Genomic DNA, 26,753 nt, shown 5'->3' with positions numbered 1-26,753 from the left:
CATTCAGCGCGCAAGGATGAACACGATGGAGACCCACAGCCCCACCACCCCACCGACCGCCGTGCTGATGGAGCAGATCCTCTACGAGATCAAGCGCGTCGTCGTCGGCCAGGACCGCTTTCTGGAGCGCGTGATGGTCGCCATCCTCGCGCAGGGGCATCTGCTGGTCGAGGGGGTGCCGGGTCTGGCCAAGACGCTCACCGTCAAGACGCTCGCGGCCACCGTCAACGGTGACTTCCGCCGCATCCAGTTCACGCCCGACCTTGTCCCCGCCGACCTGATCGGCACGCGCATGTACAACCAGCGCACCGGCGAGTTCAGCACCACGCTCGGCCCGGTGTTCACCCATCTGCTGCTGGCCGATGAGATCAACCGCGCGCCCGCCAAGGTGCAGAGCGCACTGCTGGAGGTGATGCAGGAGCGGCAGGTGACGATCGCGGGCGAGACCCACCGCGTGGCCGAGCCGTTTCTCGTGATGGCCACGCAGAACCCCATCGAGACCGAGGGCACCTACACGCTGCCCGAGGCGCAGGTGGACCGTTTCATGATGAAGGTGGTGATCGGCTATCCGAGCGAGGACGAGGAATTCGTGATCGCCGAGCGCGCGCTCGCCCCCCCTGTGACCGTGCAGGCCGTGGCGAGCACCACGCAGCTCGCGCAGCTGCAGCGCGCGGCGCGCGAGGTCTATGTCGACCCCTCGCTGCTGCAGTATGCGGTGCGGGTGGTGGCGGCCACGCGCAACCCGGGCATCTACGGACTCAAGGACCTGAGCGGCGCCATCGCCTGCGGAGCCAGTCCCCGCGCCACGATCGCGCTGGCCGAAGGTGCGCAGGCGCTGGCGCTGATGCGCGGGCGCAGCTACGTGCTGCTCGAGGACCTGAAGGAGCTCGCGCACGACGTGCTGCGCCACCGCATTTCGCTGTCCTACGAGGCCATGGCCGATGGCCGCAACGTCGATGCGCTGATCGACCAGATTCTGGTGCGCCTGCCCGCCCCGGCGCGCACGGCCGACATCAGCGACAAGGAGGCACGCCGTGCCTGATAGCGTCAAGCCCGCCGAGGCCACCACAGTCACGCGGAACGCCGAGCAGCTGCTGCAGCGGCTCGAATGGCGCGTGCTGCGGCGGCTCGACGGGCTGCTGCAGGGCGACTACCGCACGCTGATGCGCGGCACCGGCATCGATCTGGCCGATCTGCGCGAATACCAGCCGCACGACGACGTGCGCCACATCGACTGGAACGTCACCGCGCGCCTCGGAACGCCCCATGTGCGCGTGTTCACCGAGGACCGCGAGATGACCGCCTGGTTTCTGCTGGACCTGAGCGCGTCGGTGGATTTCGGCCCACCCGGTCGCACCAAGCGTGACCAGCTCATCGGCTTTGCGGGCGTGCTCGCGCGGCTGTTCACCCGGCGCGGCAACCGCGTGGGTGCCGTGCTGCACGGCGGCGCCGCGCGAGATCGCGCCCTGCCCGCGCGCAGCAGCCGGGCGCATGTGCTGCAGCTGCTGCACATGCTGATGGGCGGAGGAGCACCGATCCTGACGCCCTCCGCCGCATCGGAAAGAACGCCCGGAACGACCCAGCTGCACCGCCTGCTGCAGTCCGCGCAGGGCCTGCTGCGCCGTCGCTCGACGGTGTTTCTGGTTTCCGATTTCATGAGCGATCCAGGCTGGGAGAAACCGCTCGCGCGGCTGGCAGAGCGCCATGACGTGGTCGCGGTGCGGCTGCTCGATCCGCTCGAGCTCGAGCTGCCGGACATCGGTCTCGTCTGGCTCAGCGATCCCGAGACCGGCGAGCGCCTGCATGTGGACACGCGCAGCAGCGGCTTTCGCAAACGCTATGCGCGCCTGGCCGCAGAGCGGGAGGCCCAACTGCGCGCCAGCCTCGCGCAGGCCCGCGTCGACACGCTGGAGCTCGCCACCGACGACGATCTGCTCGACTCCATGATCCGTTTTCTGTCGCTGCGCGGACTGCGGACCAGCCGCCTCATCAGGCACGTCGAATCCGAGCCTCAGGCGGCGGCCGCGCACTGAATCAACTCACCCAACGAACACGCAAGAAAGGAGCATCAGCAACATGGCATTTCTCTGGCCCACCATGCTTTGGCTGCTGCTGCTTCTACCGCTTCTGGTGCTCCTGTACTGGCTGGCGCAGCGGCGGCGAAGAAGCACCGCGCTGCACTTCCCCGCGCTGTCGATCGCGCGCGAGGCCATGGGCAAGGGCCAGCGCATCCGCCGCCACATTCCGCCGCTGCTGTGCCTGATCGGGCTGGCCGCTCTGCTGCTCGCGGCCGCGCGGCCCATCGCCACGCTGCGCCTGCCGCTCGAGCAGCAGACCATCGTGCTGGCCATGGATGTCTCGGGCAGCATGCGCGCCAACGATGTCGAGCCCAACCGTCTGGTGGCCGCACAGAACGCCGCCAAGGCCTTCATCGCCGCGCTGCCGCGCAATGTGCGGGTATCGGTCGTGGCCTTCGCCGGGACCGCTCAGATCGCGCAGTTGCCGACGCAGAACCACGACGACCTGAACGCCGCCATCGACACGTTCCAGCTGCAGCGCGGCACGGCCACGGGCAATGGCATTCTGATGGCGCTCGCGGCCATCTTTCCGGGCAGCGGCGTCGATCTCGCGGCGCTCTCGGGACGCGAGGGCATGTTCGCACGCAGCATCGACGAGGTGATCGGCAACAGCCCCGGTGCGCAGCGCATGCCGCCCGCGCCGGTCCCACCGGGCTCATACAACTCTGCCGCCATCGTGATGCTGTCCGACGGCCAGCGCAACACCGGCGTGGACCCGCTGCTCGCGGCGCAATGGGCGGCCGACCGGGGCGTGCGCGTCTACACCGTCGGCGTGGGTACGCCCGAGGGCACGGTGATCGAATTCGAAGGCTGGTCGATGCGCGTGCGGCTCGATGAGGAAACGCTCAAGAGCGTCGCCAAGCTCACCAAGGCCGAATATTTCCACGCCGCAACCGCGCAGGATCTGCTCAAGGTCTACGAGACGCTGCACTCGCGCCTCACGCTCGAGAAGCGCGAGACCGAGGTCTCCTCGCTGCTCGCGCTGGTCGGCGCGCTGTTCATCATCCTCGCGGCCACGCTGTCGCTGTGGTGGTACGGACGGGTGCTCTGAGGCTCAGCGCCTGGATCACAGATTGCCTGCGACCAAGCGCAGCACGCGGTCGCAGCGCGCGGCCAGCGACTCGTCGTGCGTCACCATCACGAAGGCGGTTCCCCGATCGCGCGCGAGCTGCATCATGAGCCCGAACACCGTGTCCGCCGTCTTGCGGTCGAGATTGCCGGTGGGCTCGTCGGCCAGCACGCAGGCGGGCGCGGTGACCAGCGCACGCGCGATCGCCACGCGCTGACGCTCGCCGCCCGAGAGCTCCGCCGGGCGGTGCTGCACGCGCTGCTCCAGCCCCACGGATTTCAGCATCGCATCCGCGCTCTGCAGGCAGCGCTCCTTGTCCCAGCGGCGGATGCGCAGCGGCATCGCCACGTTGTCACGCGCACTGAATTCAGGCAGCAGATGGTGGAACTGGTAGATGAAGCCCAGGTGCTCGTTGCGCAGGCGGCCTTGTTTGTCGGCAGACAGCAGCGCCAGATCCTGGCCCATCAACTCGACCTTGCCGCTGGTCGGCGCATCCAGTCCGCCGAGCAGATGCAGCAGCGTGCTCTTGCCCGAACCCGAGGCGCCGACGATGGCCAGCGTCTCGCCCGCGTACACGTCGAGATCGACGCCATGCAGTACGGTGACGTCGAGCCGTCCCTCTTCAAAACGCTTGGTCAGCCCGCGCGCGCGCAGCACGATCTTCTTGTTCTGGTCGTTCATCGCATCACTCATAGCGCAGCGCCTCGGCTGGGTTCACGCGGCTGGCGCGCCAGCTCGGATACAGGGTGGCCGCGAAGGCCAGAATCAGGGAAATGACGGCGATCGGCATGATGTCGCCGTACTGCGGCTCGCTCGGCATCTTGCTGATGAGGTAGATGTCCTTGGGCAGGAAAGTCGTGTGCAGCAGGCGCTCGATGGCAGGGACGATCACGTCGATGTTGAAGGCGATCAGGAGGCCCAGCCCCAGACCGGCCAGCGTGCCGATCACGCCCACCATCGCGCCCTGCACGACGAAGATGCCCATGATGCTCTTCGGGCTCGCGCCCAGCGTGCGCAGGATCGCGATGTCGGCGCGCTTGTCGGTCACCGTCATCACCAGCGTGGACACCAGATTGAACGCCGCCACCGCGACGATCAGCGTGAGGATGATGAACATCATCCGCTTCTCGAGCTGCACGGCCGCGAACCAGGTCTTGTTCTGCTGCGTCCAGTCGCGGATCAGCAGATGGCCGGACAGCGAATGCGCGAGCTGCATCGCCACCTCGGGCGCCAGGTGCAGGTCCTTGATCTTGAGGCGGATGCCCGTCGGGCCTTCGAGGCGGAAGATCTTCTCCGCGTCCGAGTGGTGCATGAAGACCAGCGCGGAGTCGTATTCATAGTGGCCGGAATTGAAGGTGCCCGCCACCTTCATCTGCTTGATGCGCGGAACCACGCCGGCCGGCGTGACCTGTCCCGAGGGCGCGATCAGCGTCACCAGATCACCGGGCAGGACGCCCATGCTGTGCGCGAGTTCGCTGCCCAGAATCACGTTGAACTCGCCGGGCACCAGCGCCTTGAGTCCTTGCACATGCTCGGCCGCCATGTCGGTCACCTGGCCTTCGAGCGCGGGATCGATGCCGCGCACCAGCGCGCCCTTGACCTCGTCACCGCGCCCAAGCAGCGCCTGTGCCGAAACGAAGGGCGCGGCGCCCACCACGTTGGGATTGTCACGCGACTCCTTGAGCGTGAGCGGCATGTCCGGCAGCGCGGCACCCTGCGGCGCAAAGACCTCGATGTGCGAGACGACGCCGAGCATGCGGTCGCGCACTTCCTTCTGAAAGCCGTTCATCACGCTGAGCACGATGATGAGCGCGGCCACCCCAAGCGCGATGCCCAGCATCGACACGCCCGAGATGAAAGAGATGAAGCCGTTGCGCCGCGTGGCGCGGCCCGCGCGGGTATAGCGCCAGCCCACGGCCAGTTCGTATGGAATTTGCATGGTGGTTGGAATCATGACGCAGACCGGTCGGCTCTGTGCAAATCACAAAATCCGGCCTGCTTGTGCACATGGATTGTGGCATCCCGGACAATAGACCCCATGTCGGACGTCCCCCATTTACTCATTCCCTTCGCGGCCAGCCCTTCGCCGGGCTGCCAGCAGACGCTCAAAGAATTGCCCCTGCCGCATCTGGATCGCCTGCTCGCGCGCATGACGCTCGCGGGCACCGATGCCGGTGAGGAAACCGATTTCTCCCCGCCGCACGAACGCGCCCTGGCCCGAGCCCTCGGCCTGCCCGCAGCCAAGAACGGCATCACGCCCTGGGCCGCGTGGCAGCAGCGCCATCTGCGCGATGAAACCATTCGATCGAAAGCGTGGGCTTACATCACCCCCTGCCAATGGCATGTCAGCACCGACCATGTGACGATGCTGGACCCGGCCGATCTGCAGCTCACGCCGTTCAGCTCGCGCGCGCTGATGGAGCTGCTTGCGCCGTGGTTCGCCGACGATGGCATCGAACTGATCTACGACGAACCCATGCGCTGGATCGCCTGTGGTGACGTGTTCGATGGCGTGACCACCGCCTCGCTCGATCGTGTGACCCAGCGCGATGTGCGCTCGTGGATGCCGCTGGCCGACAACGCCGAGCACACGCGCGCCATCCACCGCCTGCAAAGCGAGATGCAGATGCTGCTCTACACCCATCCGCTGAACGACGCGCGCGCCGAGGAAGGTCTGCCGCCCGTCAACTCCTTCTGGATGCACGGTGCGGGCCGCCTGCCGACCGTCCCGCCCGCCAGTGCCTCGCCACTGGTTCCAAGCGGCCTGCGCGACGCGGCGCTGCGCGAAGACTGGCCACAGTGGGCCGCGCAGTGGCGCGAGCTTGACGCCGGCGCGGTGGCCGAGATCGAGCACCATGTGGCGGCGGGCGGCAAGGCCCGGCTCACGCTGTGCGGCGAATGCAGCTCGATGCAGTTCGAGACCGCCGAGCGCGGCTTCGGCCAGAAACTCAAAAGCCTTTTCTCCAGACCGCAACGCTTTCTGGACCTGCAAAGCAAACTATGAAGATCATCGCCAGAGACATTCCGCCGCGAGTCGTGTGGACGCTGGAACAGGCGGGCGTGCATCCGCTGCTGGCGCGCCTGTACGCCGCGCGCGGCGTGCGCAACAGCGACGAGCTCGACGATGCCCTTGCGCGCCTGCTGCCTCCGTCGGGCCTGCGCGGCATACGTGAAGCGGCCACGCTGCTCGCCGATGCCATCGCCGCCGACAAGCGCATGATCATCGTCGCTGACTACGATTGCGACGGTGCCACCGCCTGCGCCGTGGGCGTGCGCGGCCTGCGCCTGCTGGGCGCGAAAAACGTGGACTACCTCGTGCCCGACCGCGTGGTGGACGGCTACGGCCTCACGCCACCGATCTCGCGCCGCGTGCACGAGCGCAATGCCGACCTGCTGATCACCGTGGACAACGGCATCGCCAGCGTCGAGGGCGTGGCCGAGGCCAAAAAGCTGGGCCTGTCGGTGCTGGTCACCGACCATCACCTGCCCGGCCCCACGCTGCCGCTGGCCGATGCCATCGTCAACCCCAACCAGCCGGGCTGCGATTTCGAAAGCAAGTCTGCCGCCGGTGTCGGCGTGATGTTCTATGTGCTGATGGCGCTGCGCGCCGAGCTGCGCGAGCGCGGCGTGTTCGACAAGGCCACGCAGCCCAAACTCGAGCCGCTGCTGCCGCTGGTGGCGCTGGGCACCGTGGCCGATGTGGTCAAGCTCGACAGCAACAACCGCCGCCTCGTCGCCCAGGGTCTGAAGCGCATTCGCGCCGGACATATGCCCGCGGGCGTGGCGGCGCTGTTCAAGGTCACGGGCCGCAAGTCGGAGGAAGCGACCACCTTCGACTTCGGCTTCGGCCTTGGCCCGCGCGTCAACGCCGCCGGGCGGCTGGACGACATGAAGCTCGGCATCGAGTGCCTGCTCACCGATGACCCTGCGCGTGCCGCCGATCTGGCCGGACAGCTCGACGCCATCAACCGCGAACGCCGCGAGCTTGAAGGCGGCATGCGCGAGCAGGCCATGCTCATGGCCGAGACGCTGTTCGACGAAAGCGAAGAGCCGCCAGCGGCGATCAGCGTTTTCGATCCCGACTTTCACGAGGGCGTGGTCGGCATCGTCGCATCGCGCCTCAAGGACAAGCTGCATCGCCCGACCTTCGTCTTCGCCGCCAGCAGCGCGCCGGGCAAGGAACACGAGCTCAAGGGCTCGGGCCGCAGCATCCCCGGCTTTCATCTGCGCGACGCGCTCGATCTGGTGGCCAAGCGCCATCCGGGCGTGCTGCTCAAGTTCGGCGGCCACGCGATGGCGGCCGGCTGCACCGTGGCCGAGGAGTTCTTCGACGTGTTCGAGCAGGGCTTCGCGCAGGTCGCGCAGGAATGGCTCGACGCCGCCACGCTCACCCGCAAGCTCGAGACCGACGGCCCGCTCGCGCCCGAATACTGCCGCGCGGAACTCGTCGACGTGCTGCACCGCGAGGTCTGGGGCCAGGGCTTTGCGCCGCCGACCTTCAGCGAGGAGGTCGAGATCGTGAGCCAGCGCCTCGTCGGCGAGGCCAAGAATCACCTGTCGATCAAGCTGCTGCACCAGGGCCAGCCGGTGGACGCCATCTGGTTCGGCCACACCGACCCGCTGCCCGCCCGCGCCACGCTGGCCTTCCGCCTCGACGTGAACGAATGGCGCGGCGAGCGCAAGGTGCAGTTCCTCGTCGAGGGCTGGGCGGACTGAAGAAAGGCATTTCCCGATGGAGCCGCGCACCTTCGGGAGCGTGTGAGAATGGTTCAGCCCAGACGAGAGCCACTGCGCAAGGCCCGCCTTGCGCAGCAATGCGCGGAGCCCGTGAAATGCGCGAAGCGGCTCAAGAGGGTGACGCTTTTCCAAACGTCTGCTTGCAATTAATCGTCCATATGTGCATGCACTGACAAATGTCAGTGATGCACGTTCCGCGCTGCGCCCATAAAATGGGCCACGTGTCTATTTCTCTTTCTCCCCCACTCAACGCCGATCTTCACTGTCACTCCGTAGTGTCTGACGGCACGCTCACCCCCGAAGTTCTGGCGGAACGCGCAAGCGCCAATGGCGTGCAGCTCTGGTCGCTCACCGATCACGACGAGATCGGCGGTCAGCACCGGGCGCGGGTCGCCGCGCATGCCAACGGCATGGACTATCTCACCGGCACCGAGATCTCGGTCACTTTTGCGGACAACACGGTGCACATCGTGGGTCTCGGCTTCGACCCGGATGACGCGCAGCTCGTGCAGGGTCTGGCGCTCACCCGCGGAGGCCGCGGCGCGCGGGCGCAGGAGATTTCAAGGCAGCTCGCCGAAGCGGGCATTCACGGGGCCTATGAAGGTGCGCTCAAGTACGTGGGCAATCCCGAGCTGATCTCGCGCACGCACTTCGCGCGCCATCTGGTCGAGGTCGGCGCCTGCCGCGACACCTCCGAGGTGTTCCGGCGCTACCTCACCGAAGGCAATCCGGGTTTCGTTCCGCATCAGTGGGCGACGCTCGCCAACGCCGTGCGCTGGATCCGCGAGGCGGGCGGCATGGCGGTGATCGCGCACCCTGCGCGCTACCGATTCACCGCCAACGAGGAATACGCGCTGTTCACTGAATTCAAGAAGCACGGCGGCCAGGGCGTGGAAGTCGTGACCGGCAGCCACACCCCGTCCGAATACAAGACCTACACCGACATGGCGCTGGAGTTCGACCTGGCCGCATCGCGCGGCAGCGACTTCCACAGCCCCGATGAGTCCCACACCGATCTGGGCACGCTGCCGCCCCTGCCCAGCCAGCTCACCCCCGTATGGGAAGTGATCGCCCACCGCATCCAGCGTCGCGAGACCGCCTGAACACCAAGATCAAGAATCACCATCCATGGCGCAGTACTTCGAAATCCATCCAGAAAACCCGCAGCCGCGTCTGCTCAAGCAGGCCGTGTCGATTCTGCAGAGTGGGGGCGTGATGGCGATCCCCACCGATTCGAGCTATGCCCTCGTCTGCCAGCTTGACGACACCAAGGCCGTCGAACGCCTGCGCCGCATCCGCCAGATCGACGAAAAGCACCATCTCGCCCTGCTGTGCCGCGACCTGTCGGAACTCTCAAGCTACGCGCGCGTGGACAACCGCCAGTACCGTCTGCTCAAGCAGGCGACGCCCGGCCCCTACACCTTCATCCTCGACGCGACCAAGGAAGTGCCGCGCCGCGTGAGCCATCCCCAGCGCAAGACCATCGGCCTGCGCGTGCCCGACCGCAAGGGCACGCAGCTGCTGCTGGAGATGCTCGGCGCCCCGCTGCTGGCATCGACCTTCATCCCGCCCGGCGAGACCGAGCCGCTGAACGACCCCGAGGAAATCCGCGAGCGCTTCGAGAAGCTGATCGACGGTGTGGTCGACGCGGGCCCCTGCCCGCAGCAGCCGACCACGGTGGTCGATCTCACGCCGATGGAGAACGGCGGCGAGGCGGTGGTGGTGCGCGAGGGACGCGGCAGCCTTTCCGCTCTGGGCCTCTGACGCCCCGGAAAGACCCCGCACAGCCCCAATTCAGCATGTCGGACATGCGTTTTTGGGGCTTCGCGTCCGGCCCGCCGCTCAGGTCTGCGAAAATGGCCGCGTGGACGCATCCAATCTCATTCAAACCGTTCTGATCTACGCCCTTCCGGTGCTCTTTGCCATCACGGTACACGAGGCCGCTCACGGCTACGTGGCCCGTCATTTTGGTGACAATACCGCACTGATGATGGGCCGGATCACCCTCAACCCGATCAAGCACATCGACCCCATCGGCACGATTCTGATGCCGTTGCTGCTGTACTTCGCGACCTCGGGCGCCTTCCTGTTCGGCTACGCCAAGCCCGTGCCGGTGAACTTCTCACATCTGCGCAATCCCAAGCGCGACATGATCTGGGTGGCGCTTGCCGGCCCGCTCGCCAACTTCATTCAGGCGATTCTGTGGGCGCTGCTCCTGATCGTGCTCGTCGCCTTCGGCGTCAACGAACGCTTCTTTCTCGCCATGGCCAAGGCCGGCGTGATGGTCAATCTGGTGATGTGGGCGTTCAACCTGTTTCCGCTTCCGCCGCTCGACGGTGGCCGCGTGCTGGTCGGACTGCTGCCCTGGAAGCAGGCGCAGTGGCTCGCACGGCTTGAGCCCTACGGTTTCTTCATCGTCATGGGACTGGTCATCGCAGGCGTGGTGAGCGACTACTGGCTGCAGCCGCTGATGACGGCGGGCTACTACGTCATCAGCCTGCTCATGATGCCGTTCCGCGCACTTCTGGTGGGCTGAGCGGCACGCTCCCCTATCGTTCCGATTTCCTGAATTTTCATCTCCAAATTATGTCCGTCACCCGCTTTCTCACCGGCATCACCCCCTCCGGCACACCCCACCTCGGCAACTACGCCGGCATGATCCGTCCCGCCATCAAGGCCAGCCGCGATCCGGGCGTCGAGAGCTACTACTTCCTCGCCGACTACCATGCGCTGATCAAGGCGCATGACCCCGAGCGCGTGCACCGCTCGACGCTGGAGATCGCCGCAAGCTGGCTGGCGGCAGGGCTTGATCCAGAGCATGTCACCTTCTACCGCCAATCGGCCCTGCCCGAGGTGACCGAGCTGACCTGGTTCCTCACCTGCGTGACCGGCAAGGGCATGCTCAACCGCGCGCACGCCTACAAGGCCTCGCAGGACAAGAACACCGAGGCAGGTCGTGACATCGACGACGGCGTGACCGCGGGTCTGTTCATGTACCCCGTGCTGATGGCCGCCGACATCCTGATCTTCAACGCCCACAAGGTGCCCGTGGGCCGCGACCAGATCCAGCACATCGAGATGGCGCGCGACATCGCGTCGAGCTTCAACCACCTCTACGGCGAACACTTCACGCTGCCCGAGGCCGCGATCGAGGAAAACGTGGCGACCATCGCCGGTCTCGACGGCCGCAAGATGAGCAAGAGCTACGACAACACGATCCCGCTGTTCACCCCGCGCGATCAGCTCAAGAAGCTCGTGGGCAGTATCGTCACCGACTCGCGCGCGCCTGGCGAACCCAAGGAGATCGAAGGCTCCGCGCTCTTCCAGCTCTACCAGGCGTTCGCCACGCCCGAGCAGACCGAATCCATGCGCCGCGCGTACGCCGACGGCATCTCCTGGGGCGATGCCAAGCAGGCGTTGTTCGAGTGCATCGACGCGGAAATCACGCCGATGCGCGCGCACTACGACGACCTGATGGCCCACCCCGACAAGGTCGAGGCCGCACTGCGGATCGGCGAGGAACGCGCGCGCGCCAAGTCCCACCCCTTCGTGCAGACGCTGCGTGAAGCCGTGGGCCTGCGCAGCCTGCGTGCTGGCTCCGGCAGCAAGAAGGCAGCCAAGGAGACCAAGGTCGCGCTGCCGAGCTTCAAGCAATACCGCGAGGCCGACGGCAAGTTCTACTTCAAGCTCGTGGCGGCCGACGGCAAGCTGCTGCTGCAAAGCGCCGCGTTCACCGCGCCCAAGGACGCCGGACAGACCATCGGACAGCTGCAGAAGGATGCCGGCGCGCTGGCCTCCCTCGCGTCGCAACTCACGCTGGCCGATGGCGTGAGCCAGACCGATGTGCAGGCCGCTCTCGACGCCCTGCGCAACGCTGCCTGATCCTCAATCCCAAGAGCGCATTTGCGATCTCCGCTCGGTATTGCAGGCGCGGCCTTGAGCGGTCAGCCGCGTTGCCAATCACGCACCCTGCAAGCCTCGCGATGAGATCTTAAAAACACTCCAGAGGAGAACAGCTACCAACAGAGATCCGAAAGGCTTGCGACATCGCATTCCAGAGCTTCGAGCCAATACGTGATCCGCAAGAAGTCAGCGGAAACACAATCGACGTATATCAACAGGGATTCAGGGCAGTGACCGGGGCAGTTAACAAATGTTAACTTCACGCCGCGAATGTGCCGTTCATCGGTCTGCTTCCTATACTCTGCCGAAGCTTTTTCCCAATGCATTCCTGCAAGGATTTCCATGCGAATTGTGGCTCTGGATGATGACGCACTGCAGCTCGAGCTGTTCAAGCGTGCCATAACCGACATGGGGCACTCGTGTCACACGTATCAAACCGGCGCGGCCCTCATGAAGGACATGCGACGCGACACCTTCGATCTGCTGCTGGTCGACTGGCACCTCCCCGACACCTCGGGTCCCGAGGTGGTGCGCTGGGTGCGCAAGCATGTGGGGCTGGATCTGCCGATTCTTTTCGTCACCAGCCGCCAGGAAGAGCGCGACATCGTGGAAGGTCTCGACTGCGGCGCGGATGACTTCATGGTCAAGCCCGTGCGCGTGGGCGAGCTCACGGCCCGCGTCGGTGCCCTGCTGCGCCGAGCCTATCCCGCAGCCGTCAACGAGGTGCTGGAGTTCGGCCGCTACCGCTTCCTGCCCGAAACACGCACGCTTGAGATGGACGGAAAGCCCGTCGAGCTCAAGAACCGCGAATACGATCTGGCGCTGTTCCTCTTTCAGAATATGGGCCGCCTGCTCTCGCGCGACCACCTGCGTGAAATCATCTGGGGCCAGACCAGCGACGTGATCTCGCGCTCGCTTGACACCCACATCTCGCGCCTGCGCAGCCAATTGGACCTGCGCCCCGACAACGGTTTCATCGTGACCGCCGTCTACGGCATGGGCTATCGTTTCGAAGCCGTCAAGCCCAAATCCGAAGACGCCTTGATATCCCTGTAAATCAGCGCCCGGTTGCACCACAGTGCTCAACTCTCTGTAGGATAGCGTCATCAGCACGCGCGAAAGCGCGAAGACTGGAATAATGACATTTGTCCGGGAGGAAGTACCGTGGTTTGTTTGCTGAGTCAATCGCCGCCGAAACAACTGATCCTCAGGGCCGTGGCACTCGCTGCCATGGCCCTGCCCCTGTTTGCGCAGGCCAATCCCGATGGATTCATCGAGCATCAGGTCCGACAGGGCGACACGCTCGAACGCCTGTCCACCGATTTCTACGGGAACACCAAGCTCTGGGCCGAGTTGCAGAAGTACAACCGGGTAAGCAATCCAAGGCACTTGCAACCAGGATCGATTCTTCGCATTCCAGTCAAATTCCTTCCAATGCAATCAGCGGAAGTGAGTTTTGTGCAAGGTCAGGCCAGCGTCACGACCCAACCCGGCGAACAAGCCACTGAACTCAAGGCAGGCCAGAAACTCAACGAAGGCGCCGAGATCAAGGTCGCGCCGGATTCGTTCGTTACCGTCAAGTTGGCCGACGGCAGTCTGATTCGCATTCAGGCGCAGTCCGATGTGCAACTGCAGCAACTGCGCCGCAAGGGCCGCGCCGGAAGCCTGCAATCGGTGCTGGAGATGCAAAAGGGCAGCGTGAACGCGACCGTGGGCACCGAGCCCGACCCGACCCGCAAGTTTGAGGTGCGCACTCCACGCGCCACCACCAGCGTGCGCGGCACCACCTTCGATGTCTCGCTTACCGACAGTGGCAGCGCGCTGTCGTCGGTCACTCAGGGCACGGTCGCGGTGCAGGGCAGTGACAAAGCCGGCGCCGCCATGATCAACGAAGGTCAGGGCGTTGCGGTCAGCAGCGATGGTCAGCTCGGTCAGGCCCAGACGCTGCTGCCGTCGCCGGATCTCTCCAAACTGCCCGACACGATGGAGGACTCGAACTTCCTGAGTCTCCAGCTCGACCCTGTCCAGCAGGCCAGCGCCTATCAGGTGCAGGTCGCGCGTGACGAGTCGATGTCCGAGGTGCTGCGCAGTGGCACCTTCACGACGGCGCAGGTGCGCATGAAGCTCGTCGATGACGGCGACTACTATGTCCTCGCGCGCGCCATTGATGGGCAGCAGTTGCCCGGCATGCCGGCCAAGCGCAAGCTCAAGGTCAAGACCCAGCCACCGCCGCCGCTCTACCAGCAACCCGCTCCGGGCGGCACGACGTCGCGCACCTCGGGTTCACTGCAATGCACGCCGGTGAGTGGCGTGCAGACCTATCGCATTCAGGTCGCCACCGATGCGGCGGGATTCGCCCAGCCACTGCTCGATCAGAAGAACACCGGCGACTGCAGCGCGCTGCTCTCGAGCCTGCCAGTGGGCAGCTATCTGTGGCGCGCGGCCAGCATTCGCCAGTTGGCGGATGGCACGCCCGATCAGGGACCGTTCGCCAAGCCGCAGGCCTTCAAGCTCGCCAACAATCCAGCCACGCCGGATCTCTCCGCGCTGAACAGCCCCGAAGACAATCCCGGCCTGCATCTGCAGTGGTCCGGCGAGGCCGATCAGACCTACCGCCTGCAGCTCGCGCGCACCGAGGACTTCGCCGAAATTCTGACGGACGAGAAGCTCGACAAGCCGATGTGGGACTCTACCGACGTCAAGCCCGGTGCCTACTATGTGCGCATCAAGACGCATGACACCGCCACCGGGCTCGAGAGTCCGTTCTCGGCGGCCCGTCTGGTGCGTGCCGCAGCCGAAGTGCAGAGCGGCTATGGCGTGCCTCTGACCTCATCCGACGGTGAACCCCTCACGCGCAAGTGAGGCATTTGATCCGCTGAGCGCATGAGTCCATTTCGCGCCACCAGTCGACCACAGCTCCAGCAGCGCGAGTGGTCGCTGCTCACTGTGGTGCTGCTGTGTCTGGTCACCTGGCTGTGCATGACCGATGCGCTGCAGCGCGTGGACCACCTGATCCACGACGTGGGCGGTCGCCTGCACGCGCCCGAGGCCAATCGGGACATCGTCATCGTCGCCATCGATGACCGCAGCATCGAGGCCATCGGCCGATGGCCCTGGAGGCGCGCCCTGCATGCGCAGCTGCTCGACCAGATCACCGAGCAGTCACCGCGCGCGGTCGGCCTTGACGTGCTGTTCAGCGAGCCCGATGCCGACTATCCCGGAGACGACACCATCCTCTCGCAGGCCATCGCCCGCAACGGCAACGTGGTGCTGCCGATCATCCGCAGCACCGACGAGACCAGAGCCTCCGTCGACGCCCCGCTGCCGGTGATCCGCGAAGGAGCGGCGCAACTCGGCCATGTGCATGTTCAGGTGGATTCCGACGGCGTGGCCCGGCGGCTCTATCTGTTCGAAGGCCCGGAAGGTGCGATGCGCCCGCATTTCAGCCTCGCCATGCAATGCGCGGCGCGGGCCCGAGAGTATCCCGGCTGCGACGGCGCCAGCGTTCCCGATGCGCGCGAGGAATGGCAACGCAGCCGACTGCGCGTGATCCCGTTCGCCAAGGGCTCTCGGGCAGGGCCGACGTTCACGACCTATTCCTATATCGACGTGTTGATGAAGCGCGTGCCCGCCGACGCCTTCCACAACAAGTACGTGCTCGTGGGCGCGACGGCCACCGGCCTCGGCGACATGTTCGCCGCGCCCGTCGGTCCGTCGGCAGACCGGATTCCGGGCGTCGAGCTCGTGGCCCATGTGCTCAACTCGCGGATGGAAGGCGTGCGCATCATGCCGGCGCCGCAGTCGTGGAATCTGGTGTTCAACCTGCTGCCGGTCGCCGCGTCGCTGATCGCGGTTCTGCTGCTCGGCCCCTTCGCCGCGCTGGTCGCCTGCAGCCTGATGTTCCTGTTCATGCTGCTGGTGGGCGCGGTCACCACCCTCGCGACCGGCTGGCAGTTCTCACCCGCATCCGGAATGATGGGCGTGCTGCTGAGCTATCCGCTGTGGAGCTGGCGACGCCTCTCGGCCGCCGCCATGTTCCTGAGTCAGGAAATGCACGATCTCACGCAGGACGGCGTGAAGCTGCCGACCCCGACCGTCATGCGCCCGAACCGCATTCTGCCCAGCGACTTCCTCGAGCGCCGCATCCACGCCGTGGAGCAGGCCACGCAGCAACTGCGCGAGCTGCACCACTTCGTGCGCGACAGCCTGCATCAACTGCCCTCGCCCACCTTCGTCTGCGACAGCCTCGGAGTGATCACGCTGGCCAACGCGGCCGCATCCCGGCTTGTGGAGGACACCACGCCCGACCCCATCGGCCATGCGCTCGCCGAGCTGCTCTCCGATCTGGTGCACACCGAATCCGGCAAACCGCTGCTGTCTCTCAATCCGCTCAAATGGCCAGACCTTCCCAGCCAGCAGGAGTGCCGCGACGATCAGGGCCACTACTTCCTGCTGCTGTGCAAGCCGTTCGCCGCCAGCTCCAATGCGGGCTGGCTGGTCACGCTGGTCGATCTGACCGACATGCGACGCGCGCAGAAGCAGCGCGACGAGGCGCTGAACTTCATCTCGCACGACATCCGCTCGCCCGTCGCATCGATCATCACGCTGCTGGAGATGCACCGCGAGTATCCGGATCAGGTGCCCTCGTCAGAGCTGCTGCCGCGCATCGAGCGCTATGCGCAGTCGTCGCTGTCGATGGCCGAGGGCTTTGTGCGCCTTGCGAGCGCGCAGTCGCAGACCTACACGCTGACCACCTTCGACCTTGGCGCACTGCTCGAGCAAAGCGTGGACGATGCATGGGCCAGCGCGCAGGAAAAACAGGTGCAGGTGCGCCTCGAATATCGCCCCGACATCGCCGCCTGCTGGGGCGACCGCAGCATGATCGGGCGCGCCATCGGCAACGTGATGAGCAATGCGCTCAAGTTCAGCCCGAAGCAGACCACCGTGCACTGCAACCTGTTCACCGAAGGCGACGACTGGGTGATCAGCATCCGCGACGAAGGCCACGGCATTCCCGCCGAAAAGCGCGCCACGCTGTTCGAGCCCTTCCGCCGCCTGCACGAGAGCACTCACCCCGGCATTCAAGGCATCGGCCTTGGCCTTGCACTGGTTCGCACCGTGATCCAGCGCCACAGCGGCCATATCGACGTGGTCAGCGAGCCCGGCTGCGGCACTGAATTCCGCCTGCATGTGCCCAAAACCATGCCGGACGCCACCTGAGATCGTAAACACGCTCTGACGCAAGCGCGGCGATTCTCGCGCCAGTTCCAATCATCGGCCTTCAACTTCTCGCAACTACCGCCTGGACCACCCCGACAAGCCAGCGCTTGGCAAGTGCTGCGAGTGCAAGAATTGACTTCCATCATGCTCCAAGGATTTACCCGGACCTTGCCCGGCACATTCCCAGACAATGGTCAGAGACATCTGTTGACAACCTGTGTTGGGGTGGGAGTTCGATATGCAATGGGACATGCCGGGAAACGATCCGTGGGCATCATTTGAAAACCTGCGACGAGCCTTCGGCGCACAAAACTGGGATGACCGTGTCCGTGGCCACATGAGCCGCTCGGCGATGGGTCTCTCGCCCATCGCCCTCGCACTGGCGGGGGCCGACTGGGCGCTGCACATCGCCGCCGCGCCGGGCAAGCAAAAGGAGCTCGCGCACTACGCGATGCGGCTCGCCGGTCAACGCGCCATCGCCGGCCTCAAGAACGAAAGCGAAGTGGTCGACGAAAGCGTGCACGAAACCGATTCGCGCTTTCGCGCGCCCGAATGGTCGCACTGGCCGTATCGCATGCTCAAGGACCACTTCACCGCCGTGGAGTCCTGGTGGCAGGACGCCGTGCAGGTCGATGGAATGAACCGCCATCATGCGCGGATGGTTGATTTCTTCGCGCGCCAGTGGCTGGATGCGCTCGCGCCATCGAACTGGATCGCCACCAATCCGGAGGTGCTCTCGCGCCTCAAGGAGACCCATGGCAAGAGCCTGATGCAGGGCTGGCAATATCTGATGGAAGACGCCATGGAGGCCGGCAAGGCATTGAGCACCGAGCCCGCGCAGGACACGCTCAAACCGCTGGAGTTCGTCGTCGGCCAGGACGTCGCCGTCACGCCCGGAAAGGTGGTCTTCCGCAATCACCTGATCGAGCTGATCCACTACGCGCCGCTGACGGCCAAGGTGCATCCCGAGCCGGTGCTCATCGTGCCCTCGTGCATCATGAAGTACTACATCCTCGATCTGTCGCCGCACAACTCGATGGTCAAGTACCTGCTCGAGCAGGGCCATCAGGTCTACATGATCTCGTGGCGCAACCCCAATGCATCGGACCGCCATCTCGCCATCGAGGACTACCTCAGCACCGGCGTGCTCGCGGCCATGCAGGCCGTGGGCGAAGTCGGCGACGCCAGGCGCATTCACGCGATGGGCTACTGCCTTGGCGGCACGTTTCTCTCCATCGTCGCGGCCACGCTCGGGCGCATCGAGCGCCAAAAAGCCGAGGGCCATGCGCCCGCGTTCAACGCCAAACAGGAACGCCTCATTCCAGACCATCTGCCACAGCTCGCCTCCTGCACGCTGCTGGCCGCGCAGACCGATTTCAGCGAGCCCGGTGAACTGGGCGTGTTCATCGACGAAGACCAGCTCGCCACGCTGCGCCAGAAGATGAATGCGAAGGGCTACATGTCCGGCAAGGACATGGGCGGCTCGTTCCAGTTTCTCTCTTCGCGCGATCTGGTCTGGTCGCGCAACATGCGCCGCTACCTGCTCGGCGAGGCCGAGGCAAGCTTCGACCTCATGAGCTGGAACGCTGACCAGACCCGCCTGCCCGCCGACATGCACGCCGAATACCTCAGCGCGATGTTCCTGGACAACGCGCTTGCCTGCGGCAAATACCATTTCGCCGGATCGGCCGTCGCGCTCATGGACATCAACGTGCCGCTGTTCGTCGTCGCCACCAAGCGCGATCACGTCGCCCCATGGCGCTCGGTCTACGGCATCCATCTGCAGACCAGCACGCCCGTCACCTTCGTGCTCGCGGCGGGCGGCCACAACGCAGGCATCGTGAGCGAACCCGGCCGCCCCCGCCGCAGCTACCAGATCAGCACCGAACCCAGAGAACGCCACCAAAGCTGGACCGCCCCCGACGACTGGGCCATGCGCACGCCCGTCACCCAGGGCTCGTGGTGGGAAGCGATGCACGCCTGGCTCCAGCAGCACTCCGGCGAGCCCAAGGCACCCAAGAAAATCAAACCGGAGCACCAGTTGTGCGACGCCCCCGGCGACTACGTCAGGGTCCGCTACGCAGACTGAAAAATCGCCCCGTCAAATCAAACAGGTATCCTCTTCCCACCACAGGCCCAAGCAGCGCAGCGGGCCTCGACCTGTTCACCCCAACGCCAAGACAGCCCCTCAGGCCAGGCGTCTCGCGCGCAGACAGTACTCAGGTACGGCAAGCGTGAGCAACGACGCATGAGGGGCTGTATTGGCGCCCCCAAACGACCCACCCATCGAAGCCGATAAGGCTTCGTAACCCAGATCACATGAACCCGGAAACACAGAACGAAGAATGGCTGGAAAACGTCACGTTTGACGAGTTGAAGGTAGGTCAGAAGGCCAGCTTGGTCCGAACGCTCTCGCAACGCGACATTGAAGCCTTCGCAGCCGTCTCGGGCGACATCAATCCCGCGCACATGAACCCCTCGTTCGCGCAGGGAACGGCCTTCCATCAGGTCGTGGCCCACGGCATGTGGAGCGGCGCGCTGATCTCCGCGCTCTTCGGCACCCGATTCCCCGGCCCCGGCACCATCTATCTGTCCCAGGAACTGCAGTTCACCCATCCCGTGCATGTCGGCGACACGCTCACCGTGAGCGCCACCGTCGCGGAAAAAGACGAGGCACGCCATCGCGTGATCATGGATTGCGAGGTCAGCAACCAGTCCGGCGAGATCGTCCTCAAGGGCCGCGCCAAGCTGCTCGCTCCCACCGAGAAGCTGCGCGTGCAGCGCATCAACGCGCCGCTCATCGCGCTCTACGACCCCGAGGCACGCCATCACCAACTGCTGGCGCTCGGAAAGGATTTGGCCGCCGTGCGCTGCGCCGTCGTTCATCCCTGCGATGCGGGTTCGCTGCGCGGCGCGCTCGATGCGGCACGTCTCGGCCTCATTGTTCCCGTGCTGATCGGCCCCGAGGCCCGCATCCGGCAGGTGGCCGCCGAGGCAGGTGTCGCGCTCGACGGAGTGGAAATCCACGGCACCGAGCACAGCCACGCCGCAGCGGCGCTGGCCGCAGACATGGCCGCGCGCCGCGAGGTCGAGATGCTCATGAAGGGCAGCCTGCACACCGACGAACTGCTCAAGGCCGTGCTCGCCAAGCCCGAGCTGCGCACCGGCCGCCGCCTCTCGCATGTGTTCCGCTTCGACGTGCCCGCCTACAGCAAACCTCTCTTCATCACCGATGCGGCCATCAACATCCAGCCCACGCTCGCAGAGAAGGTCGACATCGTGCAGAACGCCATCCGCTTCGTGCAGGTGATGGGCGTGGCCACGCCCAAGGTCGCCATCGTCGCGGCCGTGGAGACCGTGGCCGAGAACATGCCCGCCACGCTCGACGCTGCGGCGCTGTGCAAGATGGCCGAGCGCGGACAGATCCAGGGCGGCGAACTCGATGGCCCGCTGGCCTTCGACAACGCCATCTCGGCCGAGGCCGCGCGCATCAAGGGCATTCAATCGAAGATCGCCGGACAGGCCGACATCCTGCTCGTGCCCGATCTTGAAAGCGGCAACATGCTCGCCAAGCAGCTTGAATATCTGGCCGGCGCTTCGGGCTCGGGCATCGTGCTCGGCGCGCGCGTTCCGATCGCGCTCACCAGCCGCGCCGACGGCCCGCGCGCACGCGCCGCCTCGGCCCTGCTCGGCCTGATGATGGCGCACGACGCACGCAGCAAACTGGCGTCTTCCAACATGCCGAATACACCAACGCAAACACCGAAGGGCTGACGCAGCATGGCGATTCTTGCAATCAACGCGGGCTCCTCCTCGCTCAAGTTCTCGCTGCACCCGGTGCTCGACGGCCAGGTGCTGCCTGAAATTCTGGCCGGCTCGGTGCAGGGTCTGCAGCCCGGTGGCACGCCTGAATTCGGCTGGACATATCGCGACGAAAAGTTCAAGGGCGCGCTGGCCGTTCCGCCCGGCAGCACCGCCTTCAAGGCCTCACTCGACGAACTGCGCGCGCTCGTTCCCAAGCTCGAAGGCCTGCCCGAAATCCAGGCCATCGCGCATCGCGTGGTGCATGGTGGCGGCATCTACAAAAGCAGCGTGCTGATCGACGACGAAGTGCTCGCGCAGCTGGCGCAGTTCAACTCGCTCGCGCCACTGCACCAGCCGCACAACCTCGAAGGCATACGCCGCTTCCGCGAAGCGTTCGCGCTCGTGCCGCAGGTCGCGTGCTTCGACACCGCCTTCCACGCGCACATGCCCGAACTCAACTGCGCCTTCGCCCTGCCTCAGGAGCTGAGCGCGCAGAGCGTGCGTCGCTACGGCTTTCACGGGCTCTCGTACCAATACCTTCAGTCGGTCCTCAAGGAGCGCAGCGCGCGCGCCAACCAGCGCGTGGTCATGGCCCACCTCGGCAGCGGCGCGAGCCTCTGCGCGACCTTGAACGGCACCAGCATCGCCACCACCATGGGCTTTTCCGCGCTCGACGGTCTGATGATGGGCTCGCGCTGCGGCAGCATCGACCCCGGTGTGCTGCTCTATCTCATGGAGCAAGGCTGGGAGCACGCGCGCATCGAGAGCCTGCTGTACAAGGAAAGCGGCCTGCTTGGCGTCTCGGGCATCTCCGCCGACATGCGCACGCTGCGCGCCGCCAGCGCCGACGGCGACGAACGCGCCAGACGAGCCATCGCCCAATTCACCCACAGCGTGGTGCGGGAAACCGGCGCGCTCGTCGCCTGCCTCGAAGGCCTCGACCTGCTCGCCTTCAGTGGCGGCATCGGCGAAAACGACCCGGCACTGCGCGAGGCCGCCTGCAGGCACCTCGCCTGGCTCGGCGTGCGCATCGACGAACAGCGCAACCGCGAAGCAAAGGGCAAACGGCCAACCGCCATCCATGCGGAAGACAGCACGGTGGAAGTCTGGGTCATCCCCACCGATGAAGGCCGCGTAGCCGCACGAGACGCCGCAGCCCTGCTGCGCATCGTCTAGGACTGAAAGAACGAAAGAAGATGAAGGGAGCGAGCGGTCAACGCGCCGCTTGGACTCATGGTCCGAATGACGGGACAGGCTCTCAGGCACGACACCAAGCCGCAGACGGTACGTTGGTACGGCAAGGCTTGGCAACAAAGCAGAAGGCCTATGTCGTCAACTCCACACGACCAACGGAGAGACGGAGCAATGGTCAAAAGCAAACGACGAAAACGAAAAAGCCTCAAAGCATTTCTGCTTTGAGGCTTCACGTTTGGTGCGGCTGGCAGGAATCGAACCCACGACCCCTTGGTTCGTAGCCAAGTACTCTATCCAGCTGAGCTACAGCCGCTGAAGCATTGAATTATAGCGGAGTTTTTTGACCCGAAATCAAATCTGACCATTTTTCGAAAAAAACTTCACAAATGCCCCCTGAGCCCGCAGACCGGGCTCCAAGCGTGTCAAATTACAAATCTGCTTGCCCCGCGCATTCAATTCGTCAATGATGCTTTCGCTCGCCGACAGTCATTGAAATTCAGAGCGACGTCCATTGGACTGGGCTCGAAGCGCGGATCGGCAGTGCAAACCTGTGGCCCCACCGACAACCGGTCCGGACGCTGCAGCCAAGGACGACAGGACAAGATGGTGGAGCGGCCGGGTCACGCGGCCTTCCACGTGTGAGTGCAAAGTAGAACCAAGAAATGACGACGGATTCCCGAACACCTGCCCATGCAACGACGCCCTCGGGCGCGATGTGGGAGCAATTGTTCCACCGCAGCGCCAAACCCGGCCTGAGCCTGCAGGGCCAGATCCGCGAGATGTTTGTCGATGCCATTCTCACCGGCGTGCTGACGCCCGGCGATGCCGTGCCCTCCAGCCGCGAACTTGCGCGCCACTTGAGCGTGGGCCGCATCACCGTCGTGCTGGCGTTCCAGCAGCTGACCGAAGAGGCCTTCCTGCTCAGCCGTCAGCGCAAGGGCCACTTCATCCACCCCGACGTGCTCCAGGGCCGCAAGCTGCAGACGGCCACCGCCGCCGCGGCAGCGGCGGCCGAACCCACCACCGACGCCACGGCCATCCATCCCACCGACTGGAACCAGCGCCTGTGGCTGCGCCCGAGCCAGCAGCGCAGCATCGTCAAAGAACAGAACTGGCAGGATTTCCCCTATCCGTTTCTCTACGGCCAGTTCGACAAGGACCTGTTCCCCACCGCCGCATGGCGCGAGTGCTGCCTCAAGGCGCTGAGCGTGCTCGACATTCAGCAGTGGGCACCCGACTACATCACGCGCGACGACGACAGCCTGATCCACCAGATCCAGACCAAGGTGCTGCCGCGCCGCGGCGTCTGGGCCTCGCCCGAGGAAATCATCATCACCGTCGGCGCTCAGCATGCGCTCTACATGGTGGGCGACCTGCTGCTGCGCGACGACTCGCACGTCGGCATGGAAGACCCCGGTTACCCCGACGCACGCAACATCTTCACCAGCCGCACCTCGCAGCTCAAGTACATGCAGGTCGACGGAGACGGCCTGCCGCTGTCCAGCGATCTGCGTGACCTCGACTATCTCTACGTCACCCCCAGCCACCAGTGCCCCACCGGCGTGACCATGCCGCTCGAGCGCCGCCACGCGCTGCTCAACATGGCGCAGGAAGAAGACATCATCCTCATCGAGGACGACTACGAAAGCGAAAGCAGCTTCGACGACCAGCCCGTCCCGGCTCTCAAGAGCCTGGACCGCAGCAACCGGGTGATCTACGTGGGCAGCCTCTCCAAGAGCCTTGCCCCGGGCCTGCGCATCGGCTACATCGTCGCCGCGCCCGAGCTGCTGCAGGAACTGCGCGCCCTGCGCCGCCTGATGATCCGCCACCCCACCACGTTCGTGCAGCGCACGCTCGCGATGTTCATCTCCCTCGGCCACTACGAGGCACAGCTGCGCCGCCTCGCGCAGGCGCAGAAGGAACGGCACGCCGCTCTGATCACCGCGATGGAAACTCACCTGCCCGAATGTCACATCACCCCGGTGCGTGGCGGTGGTTCATGCTGGGTGCAGTTGCCGGACCATGTGTCCGCCATGGCGCTCGCGCGCAGCGCGGCGGAGCACGGGGTGCTGATCGAGCCAGGGGATATCTTCTTCAAGTCGCCGGTGGCTCCCGGGAATTTCATCCGGCTCGGATACCAGTCCATACCCGCCCCCAAAATCCCCCAAGGCATACAGGCGCTGGCCGCCGCAATGAAATCGGTCTGATCAGGTCGCTTTGAGCGACCAAATGAAAAAGCACCGCCAGCGCTCTCGCGCCGCGGTGCTTTTGTTCTTCTACCCACCCTTGCCTGCTCAGGTCTTCTTGAGCTTGACCCGTTTGAAGTTGGTAGGCTCGCGCTCTTCCGGTGCCTTGCCGCCGTTCACCAGATGGCGGATGAAGTAGGCGATCAGCAGGATGCCCAAGCTCACCACGCCCAGGGCCAGCGGGGTGCGCTGCTCGGGAATGAAGCCCATGGCGACGACGATGGCCGTCATGCCTGCAATGGCGAGCCAGGTGAGGTACGGGAAGCACCACATGCGCACCTTGAGCAGATGCGGAGCTTCGCGTTCGAGACGCTTGCGCAGACGCAATTGCGAGATGGCGATCAGGATGTAGACGAAGATCGCCACGGTGCCGTAGGAGTTCACGAGGAACGCGAACACCGTGTCGGGCGAGACGTAGGACATCACGATGGCGCCGTAGCCGAACAGCGTGGCGAACAGGATGGCGCGCACCGGCACGCCGTTCTTGCTGACCTTGGCCAGCGCCTTGGGTGCATCGCCGCGCTTGGTCAGCGCGAACAACATGCGGGACGAGGCGTACAGACCCGAGTTCAATGCGGAGAGCACGGCGGTCAGCACGATGGCGTTCATGATCTGGGCGGCAGCGGGCACGCCCATGGCGTTGAGTGCGCTCACGTAAGGCGTGGCGATCTCCTTGCTGTTCCATGGCACCAGGCAGGCGACGAGCAGGATGGAGCCCACGTAGAACACCAGCACACGGGTGATCACCGAGTTGGTGGCCTTGGCGACGGCCTTCTGTGGTTCAGCGGTTTCGGCGGCGGCGATCGTCACGATCTCAGCACCGAAATAAAAGCCCGTCGCGGCGACCGCGCCGGTCAGCACCGGCACCCAGCCGTTGGGCGCGAAGCCGCCGTGCTGCGTGAGGTTGGCGATCTGCAGGCCGTGCGCGCCGGGCGTCCAGCCGAGCACGTGCACACCGGCGACGAACAGGAACACGACGATGGCCGCAACCTTGATCGACGAGAACCAGAACTCGAATTCACCGAACGACTTCACCGACACCAGATTGGTCAGCGTGAGCATCACGAGCAGCACGAGGCTGATGATCCAGCCGGGCACGTCGGGCAGCCAGTAGCGCAGCAGATCGGCGCCCGCTACGGCTTCGAGCGCCACCACGATCACCCAGAAGTACCAGTACATCCAGCCGGTCAGAAAGCCGGCAAGGCGCGAGAGACCGGGACGGTCGGAGAAAGCCTCACGCGAGTATTCGTAGAACGAGCCGCCGCCGGGCATGGCACAGGCCAGCTCCCCGAGCATGCGCATGACCAGCACGACCAGGAGGCCCGTGATCAGAAAGGAAATGACGGCCGCCGGGCCTGCCTGCTTGATGACGACGCCGGAGCCGATGAACAGACCCGCGCCAATCACGCCACCGAGGGCGATCATGGTCATGTGGCGTTCTTTGAGCCCGGTCGAAAGCCCCGACGCTGCGGTTTGGGGGTTATGCATGAAATGTCTCCTTGTTTTCGGATGTCCTGACTCTGCCCTTGCAGTGCAATGCCTTGCCCGGATCTCGGGCATCGAGCGCACAGCGTGGCCGGTTCCGGTATCTGCGTCCGGTTATCCGTTGCGAGTGGAGAAGTCAGCGGCGGGCACAGCCGGACGCGCCACGCTCTTGGAGCGTGGCGACGTGGCGTCCGGTTTGTAGTGCCTGTTGCCTGCTGCCCGTTGCCGGGCGCTGACGTTTGCCTTGCGGCGAGTGTGATGTGCCTGAGTGGATCAGGCGGCCTTGGCGAGTGCCGGGCGGTTCTTGCGGAAGGCGTTCTTCACGGCGATCTTGCCGTCCTTGAACGTGAAGATGTCGACCATGCGCGCTTCCACGCGCGAGCCGTCGGCGGCGGTGCCCTTGAATGTGCTCTCGGAGACACCGCGGTCGCCGTTCACCCAGTGATCGCCATCCAGCCATGCGGCGTCGGGGAACGCGCCCCAGGCGGCCATGAAGCCTTCGCGGACCTGCTCGCGGCCCACAAAGCTCTTGCCCAGTTCATCGGGGCCCGCGACCGCGTGGAAAACGCAGTCGTCCGCCATGAAGCTCATCAGCGCGTCGATGTCGTGCTTGTTCCATGCGTCGGCAAAACGTGCCAGAAATTGCGCATCGGGTTGGTTGGCGCTGTTGCTCATGCTGTCTCCTTGTCCTTCAAAAAACTTGCTGCCATGCGCAACACCAGCGGCGCGCGGCAAACGAAACGATGGAGCGGATATTAGGCAAGCCCGCAAGGCTTTCGTAGAACCAGCGCCGACCTATCGTTAAGTCCAGCGATTGTCCCGAAAAAAAACCGTCATATCTGGACCTATGGAAACTTCTTCTCTGGCGCTAACTGCGCGACGGGCTGCTGGCTATGCTGACCCCACTGTCAAAGTGCGTTCTTTTCCTTAGAGCGTGTTGACGATCTCATCGCGAGGCTTGCTGAATGCGGCTCGTGCCATTGCTGCGGTTTGCAACGCGGCAGACCGCCCGGGGCC

The 26,753-nt window shown here is 65.1% G+C and carries 20 protein-coding genes and 1 tRNA gene; 16 read left to right on the top strand and 5 right to left on the bottom strand.

Features of this window, described 5'->3' with window-relative positions:
• Window positions 1–25 precede the first annotated feature (25 nt).
• From ISG32_RS02930 to ISG32_RS02920, 3 genes are read left to right on the top strand one after another with little or no spacing between them, the layout of a single operon-like run.
• A complete protein-coding gene (locus ISG32_RS02930; protein ID WP_194769495.1) occupies window positions 26–1,042 on the top strand; it encodes an AAA family ATPase in 1,017 nt (338 codons plus the stop codon).
• On the top strand, window positions 1,035–2,033 hold the full coding sequence (locus ISG32_RS02925) for a DUF58 domain-containing protein (protein WP_323745885.1): 999 nt from the start codon (window positions 1,035–1,037) through the stop codon (window positions 2,031–2,033). Before ISG32_RS02930 ends, ISG32_RS02925 begins: the two co-directional genes overlap by 8 nt.
• A gap of 43 nt (window positions 2,034–2,076) precedes the next feature.
• Window positions 2,077–3,129 (top strand): VWA domain-containing protein, encoded by a 1,053-nt coding sequence (locus ISG32_RS02920; protein WP_194769494.1) that lies wholly within the window; start codon window positions 2,077–2,079, stop codon window positions 3,127–3,129.
• A gap of 15 nt (window positions 3,130–3,144) precedes the next feature.
• On the opposite strand, the gene lolD is transcribed toward ISG32_RS02920, so the two are convergent.
• Window positions 3,145–3,828 carry a lipoprotein-releasing ABC transporter ATP-binding protein LolD gene (gene lolD / locus ISG32_RS02915; RefSeq protein WP_194769493.1) on the bottom strand — a complete coding sequence of 228 codons (684 nt, stop codon included), beginning with the start codon at window positions 3,826–3,828 and terminating at the stop codon, window positions 3,145–3,147.
• Window positions 3,829–3,832: 4 nt separating this feature from the next.
• Window positions 3,833–5,086, bottom strand: a complete 1,254-nt coding sequence (locus ISG32_RS02910) for a lipoprotein-releasing ABC transporter permease subunit (protein ID WP_194769492.1) — start codon at window positions 5,084–5,086, stop codon at window positions 3,833–3,835.
• Window positions 5,087–5,185: 99 nt separating this feature from the next.
• On the opposite strand from ISG32_RS02910, the gene ISG32_RS02905 reads away from it, so the two are divergent.
• The 12 genes from ISG32_RS02905 (at window position 5,186) to ISG32_RS02850 (ending at window position 21,987) form a co-directional block, all read left to right on the top strand.
• Window positions 5,186–6,151, top strand: coding sequence for a phosphoglycerate mutase (locus tag ISG32_RS02905; protein WP_194769491.1), 966 nt, complete (start codon window positions 5,186–5,188; stop codon window positions 6,149–6,151).
• On the top strand, window positions 6,148–7,863 hold the full coding sequence (gene recJ, locus ISG32_RS02900; RefSeq protein WP_194769490.1) for a single-stranded-DNA-specific exonuclease RecJ: 1,716 nt from the start codon (window positions 6,148–6,150) through the stop codon (window positions 7,861–7,863). Before ISG32_RS02905 ends, recJ begins: the two co-directional genes overlap by 4 nt.
• A 233-nt stretch (window positions 7,864–8,096) precedes the next feature.
• Window positions 8,097–8,987, top strand: coding sequence for a 3',5'-nucleoside bisphosphate phosphatase (locus ISG32_RS02895; RefSeq protein ID WP_194769489.1), 891 nt, complete (start codon window positions 8,097–8,099; stop codon window positions 8,985–8,987).
• A gap of 25 nt (window positions 8,988–9,012) precedes the next feature.
• Complete coding sequence (locus ISG32_RS02890; RefSeq protein WP_194769488.1) at window positions 9,013–9,648, top strand: L-threonylcarbamoyladenylate synthase; 636 nt, start codon at window positions 9,013–9,015, stop codon at window positions 9,646–9,648.
• Between the two features lie 100 nt (window positions 9,649–9,748).
• Window positions 9,749–10,420: a site-2 protease family protein gene (locus ISG32_RS02885; RefSeq protein ID WP_194769487.1), complete on the top strand. Its 672-nt coding sequence runs from the start codon at window positions 9,749–9,751 to the stop codon at window positions 10,418–10,420.
• Window positions 10,421–10,470: 50 nt separating this feature from the next.
• The gene (locus ISG32_RS02880; RefSeq protein WP_194769486.1) at window positions 10,471–11,766 is read left to right on the top strand and encodes a tryptophan--tRNA ligase; all 1,296 of its coding nucleotides are present in this window, start codon (window positions 10,471–10,473) and stop codon (window positions 11,764–11,766) included.
• 363 nt (window positions 11,767–12,129) lie between these two features.
• Window positions 12,130–12,843: a response regulator transcription factor gene (locus ISG32_RS02875; RefSeq protein ID WP_194769485.1), complete on the top strand. Its 714-nt coding sequence runs from the start codon at window positions 12,130–12,132 to the stop codon at window positions 12,841–12,843.
• Between the two features lie 174 nt (window positions 12,844–13,017).
• Window positions 13,018–14,649, top strand: coding sequence for a FecR domain-containing protein (locus ISG32_RS02870; protein ID WP_194769484.1), 1,632 nt, complete (start codon window positions 13,018–13,020; stop codon window positions 14,647–14,649).
• A gap of 21 nt (window positions 14,650–14,670) precedes the next feature.
• Complete coding sequence (locus ISG32_RS02865) at window positions 14,671–17,007, top strand: CHASE2 domain-containing protein (RefSeq protein WP_194769483.1); 2,337 nt, start codon at window positions 14,671–14,673, stop codon at window positions 17,005–17,007.
• Window positions 17,008–17,245: 238 nt separating this feature from the next.
• On the top strand, window positions 17,246–19,096 hold the full coding sequence (locus ISG32_RS02860) for a PHA/PHB synthase family protein (RefSeq protein WP_323745884.1): 1,851 nt from the start codon (window positions 17,246–17,248) through the stop codon (window positions 19,094–19,096).
• A gap of 230 nt (window positions 19,097–19,326) precedes the next feature.
• Window positions 19,327–20,781, top strand: coding sequence for a bifunctional enoyl-CoA hydratase/phosphate acetyltransferase (locus ISG32_RS02855; protein ID WP_194769482.1), 1,455 nt, complete (start codon window positions 19,327–19,329; stop codon window positions 20,779–20,781).
• Between the two features lie 6 nt (window positions 20,782–20,787).
• On the top strand, window positions 20,788–21,987 hold the full coding sequence (locus ISG32_RS02850) for an acetate/propionate family kinase (RefSeq protein ID WP_194769481.1): 1,200 nt from the start codon (window positions 20,788–20,790) through the stop codon (window positions 21,985–21,987).
• Between the two features lie 254 nt (window positions 21,988–22,241).
• Here the strand turns inward: ISG32_RS02850 and ISG32_RS02845 are convergent.
• Window positions 22,242–22,318: transfer RNA gene (locus ISG32_RS02845), tRNA-Arg, on the bottom strand.
• Window positions 22,319–22,667: 349 nt separating this feature from the next.
• Here ISG32_RS02845 and pdxR point away from each other — a divergent pair.
• A complete protein-coding gene (pdxR, locus tag ISG32_RS02840) occupies window positions 22,668–24,212 on the top strand; it encodes a MocR-like pyridoxine biosynthesis transcription factor PdxR (RefSeq protein ID WP_194769480.1) in 1,545 nt (514 codons plus the stop codon).
• An 87-nt stretch (window positions 24,213–24,299) separates the two neighbouring features.
• Here pdxR and ISG32_RS02835 read toward each other — a convergent pair whose 3' ends face one another.
• Together ISG32_RS02835 and ISG32_RS02830 are read right to left on the bottom strand one after the other, a co-directional pair.
• Window positions 24,300–25,739 (bottom strand): amino acid permease, encoded by a 1,440-nt coding sequence (locus ISG32_RS02835; RefSeq protein WP_228529541.1) that lies wholly within the window; start codon window positions 25,737–25,739, stop codon window positions 24,300–24,302.
• 270 nt (window positions 25,740–26,009) lie between these two features.
• Window positions 26,010–26,411 carry a nuclear transport factor 2 family protein gene (locus ISG32_RS02830; RefSeq protein ID WP_194769479.1) on the bottom strand — a complete coding sequence of 134 codons (402 nt, stop codon included), beginning with the start codon at window positions 26,409–26,411 and terminating at the stop codon, window positions 26,010–26,012.
• Window positions 26,412–26,753 lie beyond the last annotated feature (342 nt).

Source organism: Diaphorobacter caeni (assembly GCF_015354245.1).
GTDB lineage: Bacteria > Pseudomonadota > Gammaproteobacteria > Burkholderiales > Burkholderiaceae_C > Diaphorobacter_A > Diaphorobacter_A caeni.
The sequence above is the reverse complement of the archived record's forward strand: the minus strand, read 5'-3'. Positions and strand labels throughout refer to the sequence as shown.

Excerpts from the sequence above, each read along its gene's own strand:
- ISG32_RS02930 (WP_194769495.1), top strand. The coding sequence starts at position 26 with ATGGAGACCCACAGCCCCACCACCCCACCGACCGCCGTGCTGATGGAG.
- ISG32_RS02920 (WP_194769494.1), top strand. The coding sequence starts at position 2,077 with ATGGCATTTCTCTGGCCCACCATGCTTTGGCTGCTGCTGCTTCTACCG.
- lolD (WP_194769493.1), bottom strand. The coding sequence starts at position 3,828 with ATGAACGACCAGAACAAGAAGATCGTGCTGCGCGCGCGCGGGCTGACC.
- ISG32_RS02910 (WP_194769492.1), bottom strand. The coding sequence starts at position 5,086 with ATGCAAATTCCATACGAACTGGCCGTGGGCTGGCGCTATACCCGCGCG.
- ISG32_RS02905 (WP_194769491.1), top strand. The coding sequence starts at position 5,186 with ATGTCGGACGTCCCCCATTTACTCATTCCCTTCGCGGCCAGCCCTTCG.
- recJ (WP_194769490.1), top strand. The coding sequence starts at position 6,148 with ATGAAGATCATCGCCAGAGACATTCCGCCGCGAGTCGTGTGGACGCTG.
- ISG32_RS02895 (WP_194769489.1), top strand. The coding sequence starts at position 8,097 with ATGGGCCACGTGTCTATTTCTCTTTCTCCCCCACTCAACGCCGATCTT.
- ISG32_RS02890 (WP_194769488.1), top strand. The coding sequence starts at position 9,013 with ATGGCGCAGTACTTCGAAATCCATCCAGAAAACCCGCAGCCGCGTCTG.
- ISG32_RS02880 (WP_194769486.1), top strand. The coding sequence starts at position 10,471 with ATGTCCGTCACCCGCTTTCTCACCGGCATCACCCCCTCCGGCACACCC.
- ISG32_RS02875 (WP_194769485.1), top strand. The coding sequence starts at position 12,130 with ATGCGAATTGTGGCTCTGGATGATGACGCACTGCAGCTCGAGCTGTTC.
- ISG32_RS02870 (WP_194769484.1), top strand. The coding sequence starts at position 13,018 with ATGGCCCTGCCCCTGTTTGCGCAGGCCAATCCCGATGGATTCATCGAG.
- ISG32_RS02865 (WP_194769483.1), top strand. The coding sequence starts at position 14,671 with ATGAGTCCATTTCGCGCCACCAGTCGACCACAGCTCCAGCAGCGCGAG.
- ISG32_RS02860 (WP_323745884.1), top strand. The coding sequence starts at position 17,246 with ATGCAATGGGACATGCCGGGAAACGATCCGTGGGCATCATTTGAAAAC.
- ISG32_RS02855 (WP_194769482.1), top strand. The coding sequence starts at position 19,327 with ATGAACCCGGAAACACAGAACGAAGAATGGCTGGAAAACGTCACGTTT.
- ISG32_RS02850 (WP_194769481.1), top strand. The coding sequence starts at position 20,788 with ATGGCGATTCTTGCAATCAACGCGGGCTCCTCCTCGCTCAAGTTCTCG.
- pdxR (WP_194769480.1), top strand. The coding sequence starts at position 22,668 with ATGACGACGGATTCCCGAACACCTGCCCATGCAACGACGCCCTCGGGC.
- ISG32_RS02835 (WP_228529541.1), bottom strand. The coding sequence starts at position 25,739 with ATGCATAACCCCCAAACCGCAGCGTCGGGGCTTTCGACCGGGCTCAAA.
- ISG32_RS02830 (WP_194769479.1), bottom strand. The coding sequence starts at position 26,411 with ATGAGCAACAGCGCCAACCAACCCGATGCGCAATTTCTGGCACGTTTT.